The following is an 18,239-nucleotide window of genomic DNA, read 5'->3' on the forward strand; positions in this document are numbered from 1 at the left end:
ATGGAAATCGCCGCAATTTTATTTAGCTTATTCTTTGCTTTAAATATTGGCGCAAGCGGAGCAGCCGCTTCGATGGGCATCGCATATGGTTCAGGTGCGATCAAAAAGCCAATATACGCGCTCAGCGTTTGTGCGGTTGGAATATTAGCAGGTTCAGTGATTGGCGGCGGTGAGGTCGTCAAAACGATCAGCTCCGGGATTATGCCGGAATCTGTCATCACACTTGAAATTGTGTGTATCATCATTGGCTCGGCCGCATTATCACTTTTCATAGCGAATCTCTTGGCCATTCCTTTATCCACAAGTGAGGTCACAGTAGGAGCTGTGGTCGGTGTGGCAGCCGCATATAAAGTGCTGTATGTGAAATCGATCTTAGTCATTGTCTCTTTTTGGGTGATTATTCCGATTGTTGCCTTTGTTTTTACCTTTGCTGTTGTCAAAATCATCAGATTGTTCCCTAAACGGACATTATCCAAAAAAGGAACATTGATCTTATCTGTTGTTTTGATTATCAGTGGGTTTTTAGAAGCATTTTCAGCCGGCATGAACAATGTCGCCAATGCGGTCGGCCCGCTTGTCGCATCAGGTGTTTTATCAGTCGGGCAAGGAACCCTTTACGGCGGAATCTTTGTGGCCATTGGGGCGCTGCTTCTAGGAAGAAGGGTACTAGAAACAAACGGAAAGAAAATTACACGCTATCAAACGGGTGAAGGCATTCTATTATCGAGCACCGGTGCAGGACTTGTCATCGTCAGCTCTATATTCGGACTCCCTGTTCCCCTTACTCAAATTACCTCCTCGTCCATTATTGGGCTTGGTATGGCAAAGGGTGGACCGAACATTTTTCATAAACATGTTGTGAAAAAAATGCTGAAGGTATGGGTTGTGTCACCTTTCTTATCACTTAGTCTATCTTATTTGTTGGTAAGCCTTTTCTTAAAAGGAGACTATTACTCTATCTTTATCATGATGAGTGTACTGCTTGCTTCACTAGGTGCACTGAGTCTTATGAAGGCAGTTAAAAATGAGAGCAGCTCGATTCATGAACAGGGCGGCGGGATTTAAATATAAATCCGACTATTAACATCTAATAAATATGAACATTGAGAGGAAGATGAACAAATGAGTTTAACACCACATGGTGGCGTATTAATTAATCGAGTAAATGAAGAATTTGATCTAAGCACAGCTGCGAAAGAAATTGAGCTGGATGCCATCTCTTTTGCAGACCTTGAACTCATCGCAATTGGCGGGTATAGTCCAATTGAAGGGTTTTTAACGAAAGCTGATTATGAAGCAGTTGTCAGCAGTATGCGACTAGCAAGTGGTGTCGTTTGGTCTCTTCCGATTACTTTGCCTGTCACAAAGGAAAAAGCAGCGGAGATCAATCGAGGTGACATTGTTCGTCTATCGTATAATGGAACAGTATACGGGGTCATTGAGGTGGAAGATCAATACACACCTGATAAGGAAAAAGAAGCAGTGAATGTGTATAAAACAGATGACCGCAATCACCCAGGCGTGAAAAAATTATTTGAACGCGGTGATACGTATATTGGTGGTAAAATTACACTGACGAAACGCAGTGAAAAACCTTTCCCGCAATTTACGTATGAGCCAGAAGAAACAAGAAAACATTTTAAAGAAAATGGCTGGAAAACCATTGTTGGTTTCCAAACGAGAAACCCAGTCCATCGCGCGCATGAATACATTCAAAAGACAGCACTGGAAACAGTGGATGGTCTATTTCTAAATCCACTTGTTGGTGAAACAAAATCTGATGATATTCCAGCAGATGTAAGAATGAAAAGCTATCAAGTGTTACTGAACGGTTATTACCCGAAAGACCGCGTCTTTTTAGGTGTTTTTCCTGCTGCCATGCGTTATGCTGGACCAAAGGAAGCGATTTTTCATGCGCTTGTGCGTAAAAATTATGGCTGTACACATTTTATTGTCGGCAGAGATCATGCAGGTGTTGGTGATTATTACGGCACATACGAAGCGCAGGAGCTATTTGAACAATTTACAAGCGAAGAAATTGGGATCACACCATTAAAATTTGAGCACAGCTTTTACTGCAATACATGTGAAGCCATGGCAACACCAAAAACATGCCCACATGATAAAAGCGAACATGTCATTCTCTCAGGTACAAAGGTCAGAACGATGCTGAGAAATGGTGAATTACCACCGAGCACGTTCAGCCGAAAAGAAGTCATTGAAACATTAATCGAAGGATTAAAAACGACGGTATCTTAAAGGAGGATATGACATGAGCAACGAACATATCGTGTGGCATGATTCATCTATTACTAAAAAAGAATATCAACAGAAAAACAACCATACAAGCGGGATCATTTGGCTGACAGGTCTAAGCGGTTCAGGTAAATCGACGATCGCCAACGCAGCGGCTCGAGAGCTGTTTGAACAGGGGTACCAAGTGACAGTTCTTGATGGCGATAACGTACGCCATGGACTCAATAAAGACTTAGGCTTTTCAGATGACGACAGAAAAGAGAACATTCGGCGCATCGGTGAAGTGGCGAAATTATTTGTTGAGCAAGGAACGATTGTCATTACTGCTTTTATTTCACCATTTCAAGAAGACCGCCAAATCGTAAGACAGTTAGTCGAAGACGGAGAATTTCACGAAGTGTTTGTGAAATGTGATCTGAACGTGTGTGAAGAGCGTGATCCAAAGGGATTATATAAAAAAGCAAGAAACGGCGAAATTCCATTTTTCACGGGAATCGATTCACCATACGAAGAGCCAGCTGCGCCTGAGCTCGTCCTAGATACAGGTGAATTATCACGCGAGGAGTCAAAACAGCGCCTTGTTGATTATGTAAAGGATAAAACGAAATAATCGCCTGATGGCAGGGGGAGAAAGCAAGATGGGGAAAGTATACATTGTTGGTGCCGGACCGGGTGACCCAGATTTAATTACACTAAAGGCCCATAAGGCAATACAGCAGGCAGATGTCATTTTATATGATCGTCTTGTCAATCAAGAGATTCTTGCCCATGCCAAACCGGAGGCGGAGTTGATCTATTGCGGCAAACTGCCGAATCATCATACGATGAGACAGGAAGCGATTAACGAAGCACTTGTTGCTCATGCGAAGGAAGGGAACATAGTCGTTCGTCTAAAAGGCGGTGATCCCTTTGTATTTGGCCGTGGCGGTGAAGAAATCGAATGCTTAGCTGAGCATGGTATTCCGTATGAAGTTGTCCCGGGGATTACTTCTGGCATTGCAGCGGCTGCTTATGCAGGCATTCCAGTCACGCACCGAGAATTCAGCTCAAATGTTGCGTTTGTGACAGGGCATTATCAAAAGGATGAACATTTTGAAGAAAAGTGGGAAGCGCTGGCGACGGGGATTGATACCCTTGTCATTTACATGGGCGTCAAAAACGTGGAAAGAGTCCAGCGGCTGCTTTTGAAAAATGGGCGGAATCCTGAAACCCCAGCTGCGTTTATTCACTGGGGAACGACCACAAGGCAAAAGACGACTTGCTGCACGGTGGCGACACTATCTGAAACGGTTGAAAAAGAAGGGATCGAGCACCCAAGTTTAATCGTGGTAGGAGATGTCGTTCACTTTCATCAAAAGTTGAACTGGTTTGAACCAGCACTGATTGAGAAATGAGAACAAAGGTGAAAAGACACGTGTGGACATCGTGTCTTTTCGTCTGAATAAAACTAGGGTTGCAAGGAGGAGTCAAATGAAACAAGCTGTCCTTTATGTTGGGCATGGAAGCAGGGTAAAAGAAGCACAGGATAAAGCCATTTCTTTTATGAAAAGCTGTATGCCGTTAGTGGAAGCAGATATCCAAGAAATTTGTTTTTTAGAGTTGACGGACCCTTCAATCGAAGAAGGGTTTGAGACTTGTGTACAAAAAGGAGCAACCCACATTGCGATCGTCCCGCTCCTCCTTTTAACTGCCATGCACGCCAAATCAGATATTCCAGATGAGATTGTGAAAGTACAAAAACGTTTCCCACAAGTGAAGGTAACATATGGAAGACCTATAGGCGTGAACCAAGAAGTCACGAAAGCGGTTATCGCAAGGATTGAAGAAGCAGGATACAAGGGAGAGCGTGCAAAAATTCTCTTAATTGGCCGCGGAAGCTCTGATCCAGATGTAAAGCGGGATGTGTTTGGCATTGCAGATGATGTCCGAAGCATGTTGCCTTGTGCAGAGGTTTTTCCGTGTTTTATTACAGCGTGTGAACCGAATTATCGTGACGTCTTAGCACAGTTGACAGTAGATAATGATACGCCTGTCTATCTCGTGCCTTATCTTTTATTTACCGGCATTTTAATGAAAGAGATTGAGAGTGAAGCGAATCAGGCGAGAGAGCGGCTGCGAGATGTCCGTGTTTGCCGATATATTGGGTTTCATCCCCATGTAAAAGCAGCTTATATTGAACGTGTGCAGGAAACCATCTTAAACAAAGAGGATGCGTTTCGTTTTCAAGGAGAAAGCCATGCTTCCAGTTCATCTTGATCTAACCAATAAACATGTGCTAATTGCCGGCGGTGGAAGGATTGCGGCTAGAAGGACGAGTGCGCTATGCATGGAGCCATGCAGCATAACCATTGTGAGCCCTGACATTTGTGATGAAATGGCGAATCTCATTGAGACATATCAGCTGACTTGGAAGAAAAAGAAAGTGGATGCGGAAGATGTAAAGGATGCATTTTTAATTGTTGCTGCTACAGATGATCCTTCAGTAAACGAGTGGATGACGCAATCAGCGCTTCCTCATCAGCTTGTCAACTGTGTGAGCCAGTCAGAGCTAGGCAATGTGATTGTGCCAAAGGTTGTAAGGGCAGGAAAAGTGACAATCTCCATATCTACGAGTGGTGCAAGCCCAGCCCGCACTAAACAGCTGGCTGCGGCCATTGAGACCTTGCTTGAACAAGAGGATGTAGATGCACTGGATGAGCTCTATATAGAAAGAAAAAAAAGACAAAGAAAAAGCCGATAAAATCTCATCTAAAGATTTAATCGGCTCTTTTTTATTTTCTCAGCTTTAGGACAACATCCTCATCAGGCGTCACAAATAATGTTTGCTGCTGATCATATGTGACAAAGCCCGGTTTTGCTCCGTTTGGTTTTTTCACATGCCGGATTTTCGTATAATCGACAGGGACGGAGCTTGATTCTTTTGCCTTCGAGAAGTAGGCAGCAATTTGTGCCGCTTCAAGCAAGGTTTGTTCATCAGGCGCTTTGTGACGAATGACAACATGTGATCCAGGAATATCCTTTGTGTGCAGCCAAATGTCATCACGAGCTGCCGCCTTTGTGGTCAAATATTCGTTTTGCTTGTTGTTTTTTCCAACGAGAATCGGAACACCTTGAGAGGATTCATATGCTTCAAGCTGAATGGCCGATGGTTTCTTCTTTTTGGCGTTGCGTTTTTGTTTGGGACGCAAATATTTTCCTTCCACCAGTTCTTCTCTTATTTCCTCTAAATCTTTTGGTGAGGCAGAGGACAGCTGCTGGATCAGCTCGTCAAAATAAGCAATTTCTTCATGTGTACGCTCAATTTGTTCATTTACGGCCTCTACTGCATTTTTTGCCTTTTGGTATTTTGTAAAATACGCTTGTGCATTTTCAGAAGGGGTTTTGTTTGTTTTGAGCGGGATCGTGATCTCTCCGCCATCTTCATCATAATAATTGATAACTGTCGCTTCTTTATCCCCTTTTTTAATCGCATATATATTGGCAGTAAGCAATTCACCATAAAGCTGATACTTATGCGCATTTTGAGATTCTTCAAGCGTTCTTGTTAGTTTTTTTAGCTTGTTTTCATTTTTCTTTTTTTCATTCGCAACAAAACGTTCAAGGTCAGCCGCCTGCTGTTTGACTCTATCTCTTTCAGCTTTTCCGAAATAAAAGCGGTCAAGTAGCTCACTAAGAGAATCAAACGTCTTCATGTCACCATCGACGTGCTGAAGTTCTAATAAATAAAAATACTCTTTCCCATCTTTTCTCGTGAGCTGAGGGGTAAAAGAATGCGCCTGAATGAGCTGAAACATCTCGAGCAATGTACTTGGAATCGTTTCCTGATTGGCAAGACTGGCCCTGTGGACAGCTTCCTTAGCAAACAGCGGAGAAACCCCAGAGAATGTATCGACAATTTGATTGGCGATTTTCCCTTCTTGAAAACGTAAATGCTTTAAAATATCTTCCTTCGTCACGTTAAAAGGATTCAGCTTTTGCTGTGCCGGCGGCAGAAGATATTGATGTCCGGGCAGCACCGTTCGATAGCTGTTCACAGATGGAGAAAGATGTTTCAGTCCGTCAATGATCTGCTCCGTTTCGTCCTCCACGAGAATTAAGTTGCTGTGCCGGCCCATAATTTCAATATACAGCTTACGGGTTTGTTCATCGCCAATTTCATTTCGGCTTCGCACGTGCAGCACGATCACCCGATCTAACCCAATTTGTTCAAAACGTTCAATGAACCCACCCTCAAGATGTTTTCTGAGAAGCATACAAAACATTGGCGGTTCGCTCGGATTATCATCATGGTGCTCAGTGAGCTGTACCCTTGCATAGCTCGGGTGAGCGGATAAAAGAAGCTTATGATTCTTCCCCTTTGACCGGATATGAAAAATCAGCTCATGCTTGTAGGGCTGATGTATTTTTGAAATTCTTCCACCAGTTAATGTTTCTTGCAATTCATTTGTCATACCATATGTAAAAATGCCGTCAAATGACATGTTGGATACACCCTCTTCTTTCACACAAATCTACTGAAAGAACCTTACGTTTTCTCGTTCTTTAGGCAGTCTTATTATTATAGCATGATTTAGGACGAGTCTGAATAAACTGGCTTATAGAACACTGCATAAGAGAGAGAACAAAAGAGGAGTGGACGAGGTCAAATGAATTGGCATGAACTGAACCAAACCGATTTATTAAAAACAATGAATACATCGATAGGTGACGGACTGTCAGAAAAAGATGTGCAAAAGCGGCTTGAAAAGCATGGGCCAAATGAATTACAGGAAGGGAAAAAGGCGTCGGCGTTCGTTATTTTTTTAGCGCAATTTAAAGACTTTATGGTGTTAATCCTGCTTGCGGCAACGATTATTTCTGCTTTTCTAGGTGAATACATTGATGCTGTGGCGATTGTGGCGATTGTGCTGATAAATGGTGTGCTTGGCTTTTATCAGGAACGCCGTGCAGAAAAGTCCCTCCAAGCACTAAAGGAATTATCAACGCCGCATGTCTATGCAAGGAGAAACAATGAATGGGTCAAGATCCCGTCCAAGCACCTCGTACCGGGAGATATTGTGAAGTTTTCAAGCGGGGACCGAATTGGGGCAGATATCAGATTACTAGAAACAAAGAGTTTGGAAATCGAAGAATCTGCCCTCACTGGAGAATCCATCCCAGCGGTCAAACATGCGAGTCCGCTCTCACGAGATCATGTCTCGCTTGGAGATTTGACGAACATGGCCTTTATGGGGACGCTTGTCACGAGGGGAAGCGGTGTAGGGGTTGTCATTGGTACAGGGATGAATACGGCGATGGGACAAATTGCCGGTATGCTGGATTCAGCAGGTAATATGGAAACACCGCTGCAAAGACGCCTTGAGCAGCTGGGGAAAATTTTAATTGTTGCTGCATTATTTTTAACTGTTCTTGTGGTTGTTCTTGGTGTGGTGCAAGGTCATGATTTGTATCATATGTTCTTAGCGGGTGTATCTCTCGCTGTTGCTGCGATTCCAGAAGGACTACCGGCGATCGTCACTGTCGCACTTTCCCTAGGTGTGCAGCGGATGATTAAACAAAAATCCATTGTCAGAAAGCTGCCGGCTGTGGAAACACTCGGCTGCGCCTCGATTATTTGCTCAGATAAAACAGGCACAATGACACAAAATAAAATGACAGTGACACATGTATGGGCAGAGGGGAAAACATGGAATATTTCTGGCACTGGGTACGAGCCGTCAGGTGATTTTACCTTAAACGGAGAACTTGTCCATGTAGACAAACATCCAAGCCTGCAAAAGGTGCTATTATACGGAGCACTTTGTAATACATCGACCATCGTTGAAAAAGACGGAGAGATGAGACTTGATGGTGATCCGACAGAAGGAGCACTTCTAACCGCTGCGCGTAAAGCGGGTTTTACAGAGCAATTCATCGAAGCGGGATTTCGTGTGGTGGAGGAATTCCCTTTTGACTCTGAAAGAAAAATGATGTCAGTCGTCGTGGAAACGAATCAGAAGGAGCGGTATGTCATTGCCAAAGGGGCGCCAGATGTGCTGATGAACCGTTCAAGTCATATGATGCACGGCGGACGCACCGCCTCATTTTCAAAGGCCCACCGGCAAGAAACAGAAGCTGCCATTCAAGGTTTAGCAAGACAAGCGCTTAGAACCATTGCGATTGCATATAAAAAAGTAAGCCTGACAGAAAAAATTACCTCTGTTCAGCAGGCAGAAACTGGCCTCACATTTATCGGTCTAGAGGGCATGATTGATCCACCTCGTCCTGAAGTGAGACGAGCGATTAAAGAATGCCGGGATGCTGGCATTAAAACAGTGATGATTACAGGCGATCACGTAGAAACGGCTAAAGCGATCGCTAAAGATTTAAGTCTCTTACCGAAGCAAGGAAAGGTGCTTGATGGAAAAGCTCTGGATCAGCTAAGCGACAAAGAGCTGGAGCAAACAGCAGAAGATGTGTACGTCTTTGCCCGTGTATCACCTGAGCATAAACTGAGAATTGTGAAGGCCTATCAAAAAAATGGACATATTGTCGCGATGACAGGTGATGGGGTGAATGATGCGCCAGCGATTAAACAGGCGGATATCGGCATATCCATGGGGATTACCGGAACAGATGTTGCCAAAGAAGCTTCTTCTCTTATTTTGCTTGATGACAACTTTGCGACCATTAAATCCGCTATTAAAGAGGGTCGGAATATTTATGAAAACATTCGCAAATTTGTCCGCTATTTGCTGGCATCGAATGTGGGAGAGATTTTGGTCATGCTGTTTGCGATGCTTCTTGCGCTTCCATTGCCTCTCGTTCCAATTCAAATTTTGTGGGTAAACCTTGTCACAGACGGCTTGCCGGCTATGGCACTTGGAATGGATAAACCAGAAGGCGATGTCATGAAGAGAAAGCCGCGGAACATGAAAGAGGGGATTTTTGCAAGAGGGCTTGGTTGGAAGGTCATATCAAGAGGGTTTCTGATCGGGATTGCCACTTTGTTAGCCTTTATGTTTGTGTATCACCGTGATCCGAACAATCTTCAATATGCGCAGACGGTTGCATTCAGCACACTCGTTTTGGCGCAACTCATTCATGTGTTTGACTGTCGCAGTGAACGGTCTATTTTTGAACGCAATCCATTTGGGAATATGTACTTAATCGGCGCTGTTGTGTCTTCCCTGCTGCTGATGCTTGTGGTCATTTATTATCCGCCGCTTCAGCCGATTTTCAAAACGGTGGCAGTTGCACCAGTTGATTGGCTTCTGATCATCGGTATGTCTGCATTGCCAACTTTTTTACTGGCGGGATCACTTTTGACAAGAAAAAAATAATTGGTTATGGTATAATTTTGAGGTAATAGTGTCTGCTATTACCTTTTTCATTTTATTAATATGAAAGAATTGGGTGTTTTCACATGATACGCAGTATGACGGGATTCGGCCAAGCGAGTAAAACGGATGGTGAACTGACAGTGTCAGTTGAGCTAAAATCGGTCAATCACCGTTTTAAAGAGGTTCATGCCCGTTTGCCGAGGCCGCTTTTATATTTCGAAGATACATTAAAAAAAATCATTCTTCGTCACGTGCAGCGCGGTCGAATTGAGCTGTTTGTTACGATTGAAGGCGGTAAACTTGCAAGCCGGTCTTTACAGATTGACTGGCCGCTGCTTGATGAATATATGAAAGCCGCAAAAGACCTTGAGGACCGCTATCATATTTCAGGTATTCAGCATGCACATGACTTACTGAAGCTGGAACAGGCTGTTCAGGTGGAAGAGTCAGTCAGCCGGAATGAGCAGCTGGAGCATTTGCTGATTGACACTTGTGAAGAAGCTGTCAAGGAGCTTTGCTTTATGAGAGAGCAGGAGGGAACATCACTTCAAAAAGACTGTGAACTCAGGCTGTCTGAACTCGAGGCATTTACAGAAGAAATCAAAGTGTTTGCACCAGAGGTTGTGAGTCAGTACAAAGAACGATTGAATCAAAGATTGCAAGAATGGATCGGAGAGGCGCTTGAAGAGAGCAGACTGACCACAGAGGCGGCCATCTTTGCTGATCGCTGTGACATTACAGAAGAGATTACCAGGCTGAAAAGTCATTTTCAGCAGTTCCAGCAAATTTTGATGCAAGGCGGCGCTGCCGGACGAAAGCTTGACTTTCTTGTACAGGAGCTCAACCGTGAAGTGAACACGATTGGATCAAAAGCAAACCATCACCATTTAACAAAGCTGGTGGTTGAAATGAAAAGCGCTATTGAAAAAATAAAAGAACAAGTGCAAAATATAGAATAGTCATTGTGTATGCTGTTTACAGTGCGTCTCTTTCGGCGAGACTAGAGACGTTTATATTACAGGGGGACGAAAGAAGATGACCATAAAGTTGATCAATATCGGATTTGGAAACATCATTTCAGCGAATCGGATGATTTCGATCGTCAGTCCGGAATCAGCACCGATTAAACGAATGATACAAGACGCAAGAGATCGAGGCATGCTCATTGATGCGACATACGGAAGAAGAACCCGTGCTGTTGTCATTATGGACAGTGACCATGTCATCTTATCTGCCGTTCAGCCTGAGACTGTCGCGCAAAGACTTTCTGTAAAAGAAGAAATCATAGATGAAGGGCAGGGGTAATACGCCATTATGAAAGAAAGAGGACTTTTAATCGTTCTCTCTGGACCTTCGGGAGTTGGAAAAGGAACGGTCAGACAAGCCATTTTCTCCCAGGAAGATACGAAATTTGAATACTCTATTTCTGTGACAACCCGCAAACCGCGTGAAGGTGAAAGAAATGGTGTTGATTATTTCTTTAAAACCAGGGAAGAATTTGAACATATGATTGAAAACAAAAAGCTATTAGAATGGGCAGAATATGTCGGGAATTACTACGGCACGCCTGTTGACTATGTAGAACAAACATTGAGCGAAGGAAAAGATGTTTTCCTTGAAATCGAAGTGCAAGGTGCACTTCAAGTAAGAGAAGCATTCCCGGAAGGTCTCTTTATTTTCCTTGCACCGCCAAGTCTTTCAGAACTTCAAAACCGCATTATTACACGCGGGACAGAATCTGAGGATCTCATCCGTAACCGAATGGCTGCTGCAAAAGAAGAAATTGAAATGATGGATGCTTATGACTATGTCGTTGAAAACGACGATGTCGAGCTTGCATGTGAAAGAATTAAAGCGATCGTCCTTGCAGAGCACCTGCGAAGAGACAGAGTCGCACCAAGATATAAAAAAATGCTGGGGGTAGAATAAACCATGTTAGATCCTTCAATTGACTCATTGATGAACAAACTTGACTCAAAATATACACTTGTCACAGTGTCTGCACGCCGTGCACGTGAAATGCAAATCCATCAAGATCAACAAATCGAAAACACAAAATCCTACAAATTTGTAGGGAAAGCTCTTGAAGAAATCGATGCTGGTATTTTGACATTTGAAAAAGAAGAGCAAGAATAACATCGCTTCTGCTATGCAGATACGATACGTTCAAAAAAGTCAAAACTATGATTGGTTTTGACTTTTTTGAATTGTAGACGAATTTGTGAAAAAGGCCGTTAAGGGGGACAAACAAATGTTACAGTCAAAAAATATTTTACTCGGCGTCAGCGGAGGAATCGCCGTATATAAAGCAGCTGCACTCACTAGTAAACTCGTACAGGCAGGTGCAAACGTAAGAGTGATTATGACAGAATCTGCCCGTGAGTTTGTGTCTCCGCTCACCTTTCAAGCCCTATCTCGGCATGAGGTGTATGTGGATACATTTAAAGAAAATAATCCAAAAGTCATTGCGCATATTGATGTAGCTGACTGGGCCGATCTCATTCTTGTTGCCCCTGCAACAGCACATACCATTGGTAAAATGGCCGCAGGACTTGCTGATGATATGCTCACAACGACCTTGCTTGCTTCAACAGCTCCTGTATGGGTTGCACCGGCTATGAATGTGCACATGTATGACCATCCAGCTGTCAAGCGAAACATCCGCACTTTATATGAAGACGGCTACCGGTTTATAGAGCCAAGTGAAGGCTATTTAGCATGCGGCTACATTGGAAAAGGACGCTTAGAGGAGCCTGAAAAAATTGTTGAACACATCCGTGCGTTTTTTGATGAGCCAACCAGCTTGCCGCTTTCAGGTAAAAAAGTCGTGGTCACAGCTGGCCCTACACGAGAAGTGATCGACCCTGTTCGTTTCCTTTCAAATCGATCTTCTGGGAAAATGGGCTATGCCATTGCAGAAGCTGCCCAGCAAATGGGCGCTGATGTCACGCTCATTTCAGGACCTGTTTCGTTAACTGAACCTAAGCATGTGAATGTGGTGCAAGTGGAATCGGCTGAGGAGATGTATCAAGCAGCATTAGATGTATACGAGTCAGCAGATATAGTGATTAAATCAGCAGCCGTTGCCGATTATACGCCCGTCACGACGTATTCTCATAAAATGAAAAAACAAGACGGTGAACTAGCGGTTGAATTTAAGCGGACGAAAGATATTTTAAAAGAGCTTGGGAAAAGAAAAGAACATCAGGTGCTAGTCGGCTTTGCAGCTGAGACGCAGGATGTTGAATACTATGCGAAAAAGAAAATCGAATCCAAGCATTTAGATATGATTGTCGCGAACAATGTTGCAGCAGAGGGCGCAGGCTTTGGCACAGATACAAATGTCGCAGCATTGATCAAAGCAGACGGAACAAAAAAAGAGCTGCCAATGATGAGCAAAAAAGATCTTGCCTTTGAAATCTTACAGGAGGCAAAGCAGCTGCTGCCAAAAGAGCGTGATCGAGCATGATTGCTGAAGTGATCGTCGATGTCACAACGAAAGCCATTGACAGGCCATTTGACTATCGTGTGCCAGACCGCTTTAAAGGCCTTGTCAAGGCTGGTATGAGGGTAGTGGTTCCTTTTGGCCCAAGGAAGATTCAAGGGTTTGTGACAAAAATCAAAGAAGAAACAGACGTACAGTCAGGAAACATCAAGGACATTGTCGATTTATTTGATTTATCTCCTGTTCTGACAGATGAGCTATTGGAGCTTTCCCACTGGCTGACGGAAAAAACATTGTCCTATCATATTACGGCGCTTCAATCGATGCTTCCAGCAGCGATGAAAGCCAAATATGAAAAAGAAATTCAGGTGTTATCAGCTGAGGAACTTCCGCAGTCATTGAAAGAGCTTTTCGGTCAGCAAGAGAGCATCCTTTACGCTGACATTCCGCCTGAACAGCTGAAGCCTATTCAAAAGCATGTCCAAAAAGGCCATCTAGAAGTCAGATATCACGTCTCACAAAAATCCGGAAAGAAAAAGGTGCGGACACTTCAGGTAGCAGTTACGAAAGAAAAACTTGAAGAAAAACAGAAGCAGTTAAAGAAAAATGCGGTGAAACAGAAGGCGCTGCTTACCTTTTTATTTCAAGCGAATGAAACGACGTTTTTAGCAAAAGATTTGCAGCAGCAAACAGGTGCTAGTTCTCAAACGATAAAAGCTTTGATTCAAGAAGGCCTGTTAACAGAAAGCTATGAAGAGATTTATCGAGATCCTTATCGGGATAGGGAGTTTACACCATCTACTCCTCTTGATCTCACAACAGAGCAAGCAGAAGCGGCAAAACCCATTCATCAAGCAGTGAGCGATGAAAAACATGAAACGTTTTTACTGCACGGGGTCACAGGAAGCGGTAAAACCGAAATTTATTTACAGACGATTGATCATGTCCTCCAAAAGGGAAAAGAAGCGATCGTCCTAGTTCCTGAAATTTCATTAACGCCTCAAATGGTCCAGCGTTTTAAAGAGCGCTTCGGCTCCAATGTGGCTGTCCTTCATAGCGGCTTATCGACTGGGGAAAAATACGATGAATGGCGGAAAATCCACCGCAAGGAAGTCAAACTTGTCGTTGGCGCAAGATCGGCTGTTTTTGCCCCGTTTGAGAATTTAGGAATGATCATTATAGATGAAGAACACGAATCTTCATATAAACAAGAAGAAATGCCTCGGTATCATGCGAAAGATGTGGCCATTGAACGAGCAGGGCGGCACCAATGTCCGGTTGTATTAGGCAGTGCAACGCCTTCACTTGAGTCATATGCGCGTGCGAAAAAGGGTGTGTATACACTGCTGACGCTCAAACGGCGCGTCAATCAGCAGCAGCTGCCGCACGTTTCTTTAATTGATATGAGAGAAGAATTAAGAAACGGCAACCGCTCCATGTTCTCAGAAGAATTAATGCTCAGGTTAAAAGAAGTACTTGAAAGGAAAGAGCAGGCGGTTTTATTTCTCAATAAAAGAGGTTATTCATCCTTTGTGATGTGCCGGGATTGCGGATATGTGGAACAATGTCCTCATTGTGAGATCTCTCTCACTTATCACCGCTTTCAAAAACGGCTGAAGTGCCATTACTGCGGTCACGAAGCTCCTGTACCTGCAGAATGTCCAGAATGCCATAGTGAGCATATTCGCTATTTTGGTACAGGCACGCAGCGTGTGGAAGAAGAGCTGACGAAGGTATTGCCAGAAGCAAGGGTCATCCGAATGGATGTAGATACAACCTCTCGGAAAGGTGCGCACGAAAAGCTTCTCACGTCCTTTGGTAATAAAGAAGCAGACATTCTGCTTGGGACGCAAATGATTGCAAAAGGATTAGACTTTCCAGATGTTACACTTGTCGGTGTCCTTAGTGCGGATACGTCTCTTCACATCCCTGATTTTCGTTCAAGTGAAAAAACGTTTCAGCTTCTTACACAAGTAAGCGGACGTGCGGGACGTCATGAAAAAGCGGGGTCAGTCATTATTCAATCATATACACCTTCGCATTATAGTATTGAATTAACCAAACAGCATGATTATGAAGCCTTTTATGAGCAGGAGATGTTGCACCGTCGTCATCAGTCCTATCCGCCATTTTATTTTTTGGCGATGGTGACTGTATCACATGAAGAAGTGACAAAGGCAGCGCATGTCACAGACAAAATTGTTCAGTTCCTGAAAATGAATTGTGCACCGAATACAAGAATTCTCGGTCCTGCTGCTTCTCCGATCGCTAAGATCAAAGATAGATATCGATATCAATGCGTGATAAAATACAAAAGGGAAAATGAACTGGCAAGTTTATTACGAAAAATACAAGATCATTATCAAAAAGAAATGGAACAAAAACAGTTGATGATATCAATCGATATGAATCCATATATGATGATGTAAAACGGAGGTCTTTTCGTGGCAATCAAACCGATAGTCTTACATCCTGCAGACGTGCTTGAACAACAAACAGAGCTTGTTGATACATTCGATAAAAAACTGAAAAAACTGCTGGATGATATGTATGATACAATGCTTGAACTAGATGGAGTCGGCCTAGCCGCACCACAAATCGGCATCTCAAAAAGAATCGCCGTGGTCGATATCGGAGAAGATTCTGGGAGGATTGACTTAGTAAATCCTGAGATTCTTGATGTGGAAGGGAGCCAGACAGACATTGAAGGCTGCCTGAGCTTTCCATCTTTGTACGGAACGGTTGAAAGACCAAATTATGTGAAGGTGAAAGCCTTTGATAAGAAAGGCAAACCATTTACAATAGAAGCAGAAGGATTTTTAGCAAGAGCTTTATTGCATGAAATTGATCACTTAGACGGCGTATTATTCACGTCGAAGATCATTCAAACCTATACAGAAAAAGAACTTGCGGAAATGGAAGGGTGAAGAAAATGGCACGTATCGTATTTATGGGAACCCCTGATTTCTCAGTACCTGTGCTGCAAACACTTATAACAGAAGGATACGAAGTTGTCGGGGTCGTCACACAGCCAGATCGCCCGAAAGGCAGAAAACGAGTGCTCACGCCGCCTCCTGTAAAAGTAGAAGCCTTAAAACACGGCATTCCAGTTTTACAGCCTGAAAAGGTACGTCTTGATGAAGAAATTGATAAAGTGCTTGCGTTAAAGCCAGATTTGATCGTAACAGCAGCATTCGGACAAATTTTGCCAAAAAGATTACTTGATGAACCTGAATTTGGCTGTATCAACGTTCATGCCTCACTGCTGCCAGAACTAAGAGGCGGTGCACCGATCCATTATGCGATCCTGCAAGGCAAAAAGAAAACAGGCGTGACGATCATGTATATGGTAGAAAAGCTTGATGCAGGTGACATGATTAGCAAAGTAGAAGTAGAAATTGATGAATTAGACAACGTCGGAACACTGCACGATAAATTAAGTGTGGCTGGTGCGGCCTTATTAAAAGACACAGTTCCAAATGTGTTAAGCAGGTCTATCTCGCCAATTCCGCAAAATGAAGAGGCAGCAACGTATGCACCAAATATTAAGCGGGAGCAGGAAAGGCTAGACTGGACCAAGCCAGGAGAAGAGCTTTACAACCAAGTTCGCGGCTTAAATCCATGGCCAGTTGCCTATACTGAATGGAACGGTGCTAACTTAAAAGTATGGGAAGCGAAAAAAGTTCCGCTTCAAACACCAGAAGAACCTGGGAAAGTGATTGAGCTTCAAAAAGAAGGACCAGTCGTTGGAACAGGAAATCAGCAAGGCCTTTTATTAACGAGTGTACAGCCCGCTGGAAAGAAAAAAATGAGCGGTGAAGACTTCTTAAGAGGCGCAAATATCGAAATTGGACAGAAATTAGGGCTAATCAATGAAGAAAAGTAATGTGAGAGAAGTAGCACTAGACGCTTTAATCAAACTCGAACAAAATCAAGCCTACAGTAACTTGCTTTTGCAGTCAGTGATGAAAGAGAAAGAACTCTCCGATCAAGACAAACCGCTATTAACAGAACTTGTATACGGTACACTGCAAAACAAGCTGGCACTTGATTATATGCTCACCCCCTTTGTGAAAAAACCGCAAAAAGTGGCTCCTTGGGTGATGCAGCTTTTGCGGATGTCTCTTTATCAGATGGTTTATCTTGAAAAAATTCCAGATCGTGCAGCCATCCATGAAGCAGTGGAACTAACGAAAAAGCGCGGACATAAAGGTATTTCTTCACTAGTCAACGGCGTTCTTCGTTCGGTGCAAAGAGAAGGCGTGCCATCATTTGATGCGATCAAAGATCCGGTAAAAAGGCTCTCAATAGAGACAAGCCATCCATTGTGGCTCGTACAAGAATGGGTGGAGGCGTACGGTTTTGAAGCAGCAGAAAGCATGTGCCGTATTCATTTAGTCCCGCCAAAGCAGACATTGCGTGTCAATCAAATGAAAAAAACCCGCACTGCACTGCAGCAAGAACTCATGGATGCAGGAATTGAGACAGAGCTCGGCGATCTCTCTGAGGATGCACTCAAACTCATGAAAGGATCTATCGTATCCACTCCTTTCTTTCAAGAGGGCTTTGTCACGATCCAAGATGAAAGCTCCATGCTTGTCGCAAGAGCGCTGGACCCTCAGCCGGGAGAAATGGTGCTTGATGCCTGTGCCGCCCCTGGTGGTAAATCAACACATATTGCAGAGCGAATGAACGATGAGGGGAACATTGTGTCTCTTGATTTACATGAGCACAAAGTAAAACTGATCAAACAGGCGGCAAAGCGTCTGAACTTAACGCATATTGAGGCAAAAGCGCTTGATGCAAGAAAAGCATCCGACCATTATGATGATGCTTCGTTTGACCGTATTCTTATTGATGCACCATGTTCAGGTTTTGGCGTCATCAGACGAAAACCAGATATGAAATATACAAAGTCCTCGGAAGACTCAGCAAGACTTGCGACAATTCAGCAATCGATCTTGCATGAAACAGCCCAGCTGCTAAAGCCAGGCGGAACCCTTGTATACAGTACATGTACAATGGATCCAACAGAAAATCAACAAGTGATTCATGCGTTTTTACAAGAACACCAAGACTTCGAACCCGATCTATCTCTTAATGAACGGCTGCCTGAGCAGGTTGCTCCGTTTGTTCAAAACGGAAGTGTACAAATACTTCCTCATTATTTCGGAACAGATGGTTTCTTTATTTGCAGCATGAGAAAGAAGGGATAA

Annotated in this window: 17 protein-coding genes; 16 read left to right on the plus strand and 1 reads right to left on the minus strand. The window is 43.5% G+C overall.

Annotation, left to right across the window (positions count from 1 at the left end; all coding sequences use genetic code 11):
- The 6 genes from NSQ17_RS07775 (at window position 1) to NSQ17_RS07800 (ending at window position 4,996) form a co-directional block, all read left to right on the plus strand.
- Window positions 1-1,065 (plus strand): inorganic phosphate transporter, encoded by a 1,065-nt coding sequence (locus tag NSQ17_RS07775; RefSeq protein ID WP_008344915.1) that lies wholly within the window; start codon window positions 1-3, stop codon window positions 1,063-1,065.
- Window positions 1,066-1,122: 57 nt separating this feature from the next.
- The gene (gene sat, locus NSQ17_RS07780; protein WP_024720328.1) at window positions 1,123-2,259 is read left to right on the plus strand and encodes a sulfate adenylyltransferase; all 1,137 of its coding nucleotides are present in this window, start codon (window positions 1,123-1,125) and stop codon (window positions 2,257-2,259) included.
- Between the two features lie 13 nt (window positions 2,260-2,272).
- Window positions 2,273-2,866, plus strand: coding sequence for an adenylyl-sulfate kinase (gene cysC / locus NSQ17_RS07785; RefSeq protein WP_008344911.1), 594 nt, complete (start codon window positions 2,273-2,275; stop codon window positions 2,864-2,866).
- Window positions 2,867-2,894: 28 nt separating this feature from the next.
- On the plus strand, window positions 2,895-3,650 hold the full coding sequence (cobA, locus tag NSQ17_RS07790) for a uroporphyrinogen-III C-methyltransferase (RefSeq protein ID WP_035700704.1): 756 nt from the start codon (window positions 2,895-2,897) through the stop codon (window positions 3,648-3,650).
- Window positions 3,651-3,726: 76 nt separating this feature from the next.
- The gene (locus NSQ17_RS07795; RefSeq protein WP_146270213.1) at window positions 3,727-4,512 is read left to right on the plus strand and encodes a sirohydrochlorin chelatase; all 786 of its coding nucleotides are present in this window, start codon (window positions 3,727-3,729) and stop codon (window positions 4,510-4,512) included.
- Window positions 4,493-4,996 (plus strand): NAD(P)-dependent oxidoreductase, encoded by a 504-nt coding sequence (locus tag NSQ17_RS07800; protein WP_039166748.1) that lies wholly within the window; start codon window positions 4,493-4,495, stop codon window positions 4,994-4,996. The genes NSQ17_RS07795 and NSQ17_RS07800 overlap by 20 nt, the downstream gene beginning before the upstream one ends.
- A 31-nt stretch (window positions 4,997-5,027) precedes the next feature.
- On the opposite strand, the gene NSQ17_RS07805 is transcribed toward NSQ17_RS07800, so the two are convergent.
- The gene (locus NSQ17_RS07805) at window positions 5,028-6,737 is read right to left on the minus strand and encodes an NFACT RNA binding domain-containing protein (RefSeq protein WP_342467996.1); all 1,710 of its coding nucleotides are present in this window, start codon (window positions 6,735-6,737) and stop codon (window positions 5,028-5,030) included.
- A 165-nt stretch (window positions 6,738-6,902) separates the two neighbouring features.
- Between NSQ17_RS07805 and NSQ17_RS07810 the strand changes: the two genes are divergently transcribed.
- From NSQ17_RS07810 to rsmB, 10 genes are all read left to right on the plus strand, one after another.
- Entirely contained in the window at window positions 6,903-9,578 is a 2,676-nt protein-coding gene (locus tag NSQ17_RS07810) for a calcium-translocating P-type ATPase, SERCA-type (RefSeq protein ID WP_007499684.1), read from the plus strand.
- A gap of 83 nt (window positions 9,579-9,661) precedes the next feature.
- Window positions 9,662-10,537: a YicC/YloC family endoribonuclease gene (locus tag NSQ17_RS07815; protein ID WP_217967224.1), complete on the plus strand. Its 876-nt coding sequence runs from the start codon at window positions 9,662-9,664 to the stop codon at window positions 10,535-10,537.
- A 76-nt stretch (window positions 10,538-10,613) separates the two neighbouring features.
- Entirely contained in the window at window positions 10,614-10,883 is a 270-nt protein-coding gene (gene remA, locus NSQ17_RS07820; RefSeq protein ID WP_008344898.1) for an extracellular matrix/biofilm regulator RemA, read from the plus strand.
- A 9-nt stretch (window positions 10,884-10,892) separates the two neighbouring features.
- Complete coding sequence (gene gmk / locus NSQ17_RS07825) at window positions 10,893-11,507, plus strand: guanylate kinase (protein WP_007499680.1); 615 nt, start codon at window positions 10,893-10,895, stop codon at window positions 11,505-11,507.
- Window positions 11,508-11,510: 3 nt separating this feature from the next.
- Window positions 11,511-11,714, plus strand: a complete 204-nt coding sequence (gene rpoZ / locus NSQ17_RS07830) for a DNA-directed RNA polymerase subunit omega (RefSeq protein ID WP_342467997.1) — start codon at window positions 11,511-11,513, stop codon at window positions 11,712-11,714.
- A 115-nt stretch (window positions 11,715-11,829) separates the two neighbouring features.
- A complete protein-coding gene (gene coaBC, locus NSQ17_RS07835; RefSeq protein ID WP_144610127.1) occupies window positions 11,830-13,047 on the plus strand; it encodes a bifunctional phosphopantothenoylcysteine decarboxylase/phosphopantothenate--cysteine ligase CoaBC in 1,218 nt (405 codons plus the stop codon).
- Window positions 13,044-15,452 carry a primosomal protein N' gene (gene priA / locus NSQ17_RS07840; RefSeq protein WP_047947053.1) on the plus strand — a complete coding sequence of 803 codons (2,409 nt, stop codon included), beginning with the start codon at window positions 13,044-13,046 and terminating at the stop codon, window positions 15,450-15,452. The genes coaBC and priA overlap by 4 nt, the downstream gene beginning before the upstream one ends.
- Window positions 15,453-15,467: 15 nt before the next feature.
- Window positions 15,468-15,950, plus strand: a complete 483-nt coding sequence (def, locus tag NSQ17_RS07845; RefSeq protein WP_008344891.1) for a peptide deformylase — start codon at window positions 15,468-15,470, stop codon at window positions 15,948-15,950.
- Between the two features lie 5 nt (window positions 15,951-15,955).
- Complete coding sequence (fmt, locus tag NSQ17_RS07850; protein ID WP_039166735.1) at window positions 15,956-16,909, plus strand: methionyl-tRNA formyltransferase; 954 nt, start codon at window positions 15,956-15,958, stop codon at window positions 16,907-16,909.
- Complete coding sequence (gene rsmB / locus NSQ17_RS07855; protein WP_024720336.1) at window positions 16,896-18,239, plus strand: 16S rRNA (cytosine(967)-C(5))-methyltransferase RsmB; 1,344 nt, start codon at window positions 16,896-16,898, stop codon at window positions 18,237-18,239. Before fmt ends, rsmB begins: the two co-directional genes overlap by 14 nt.

Source organism: Bacillus sp. FSL W8-0629 (assembly GCF_038593225.1).
GTDB lineage: Bacteria > Bacillota > Bacilli > Bacillales > Bacillaceae > Bacillus > Bacillus altitudinis.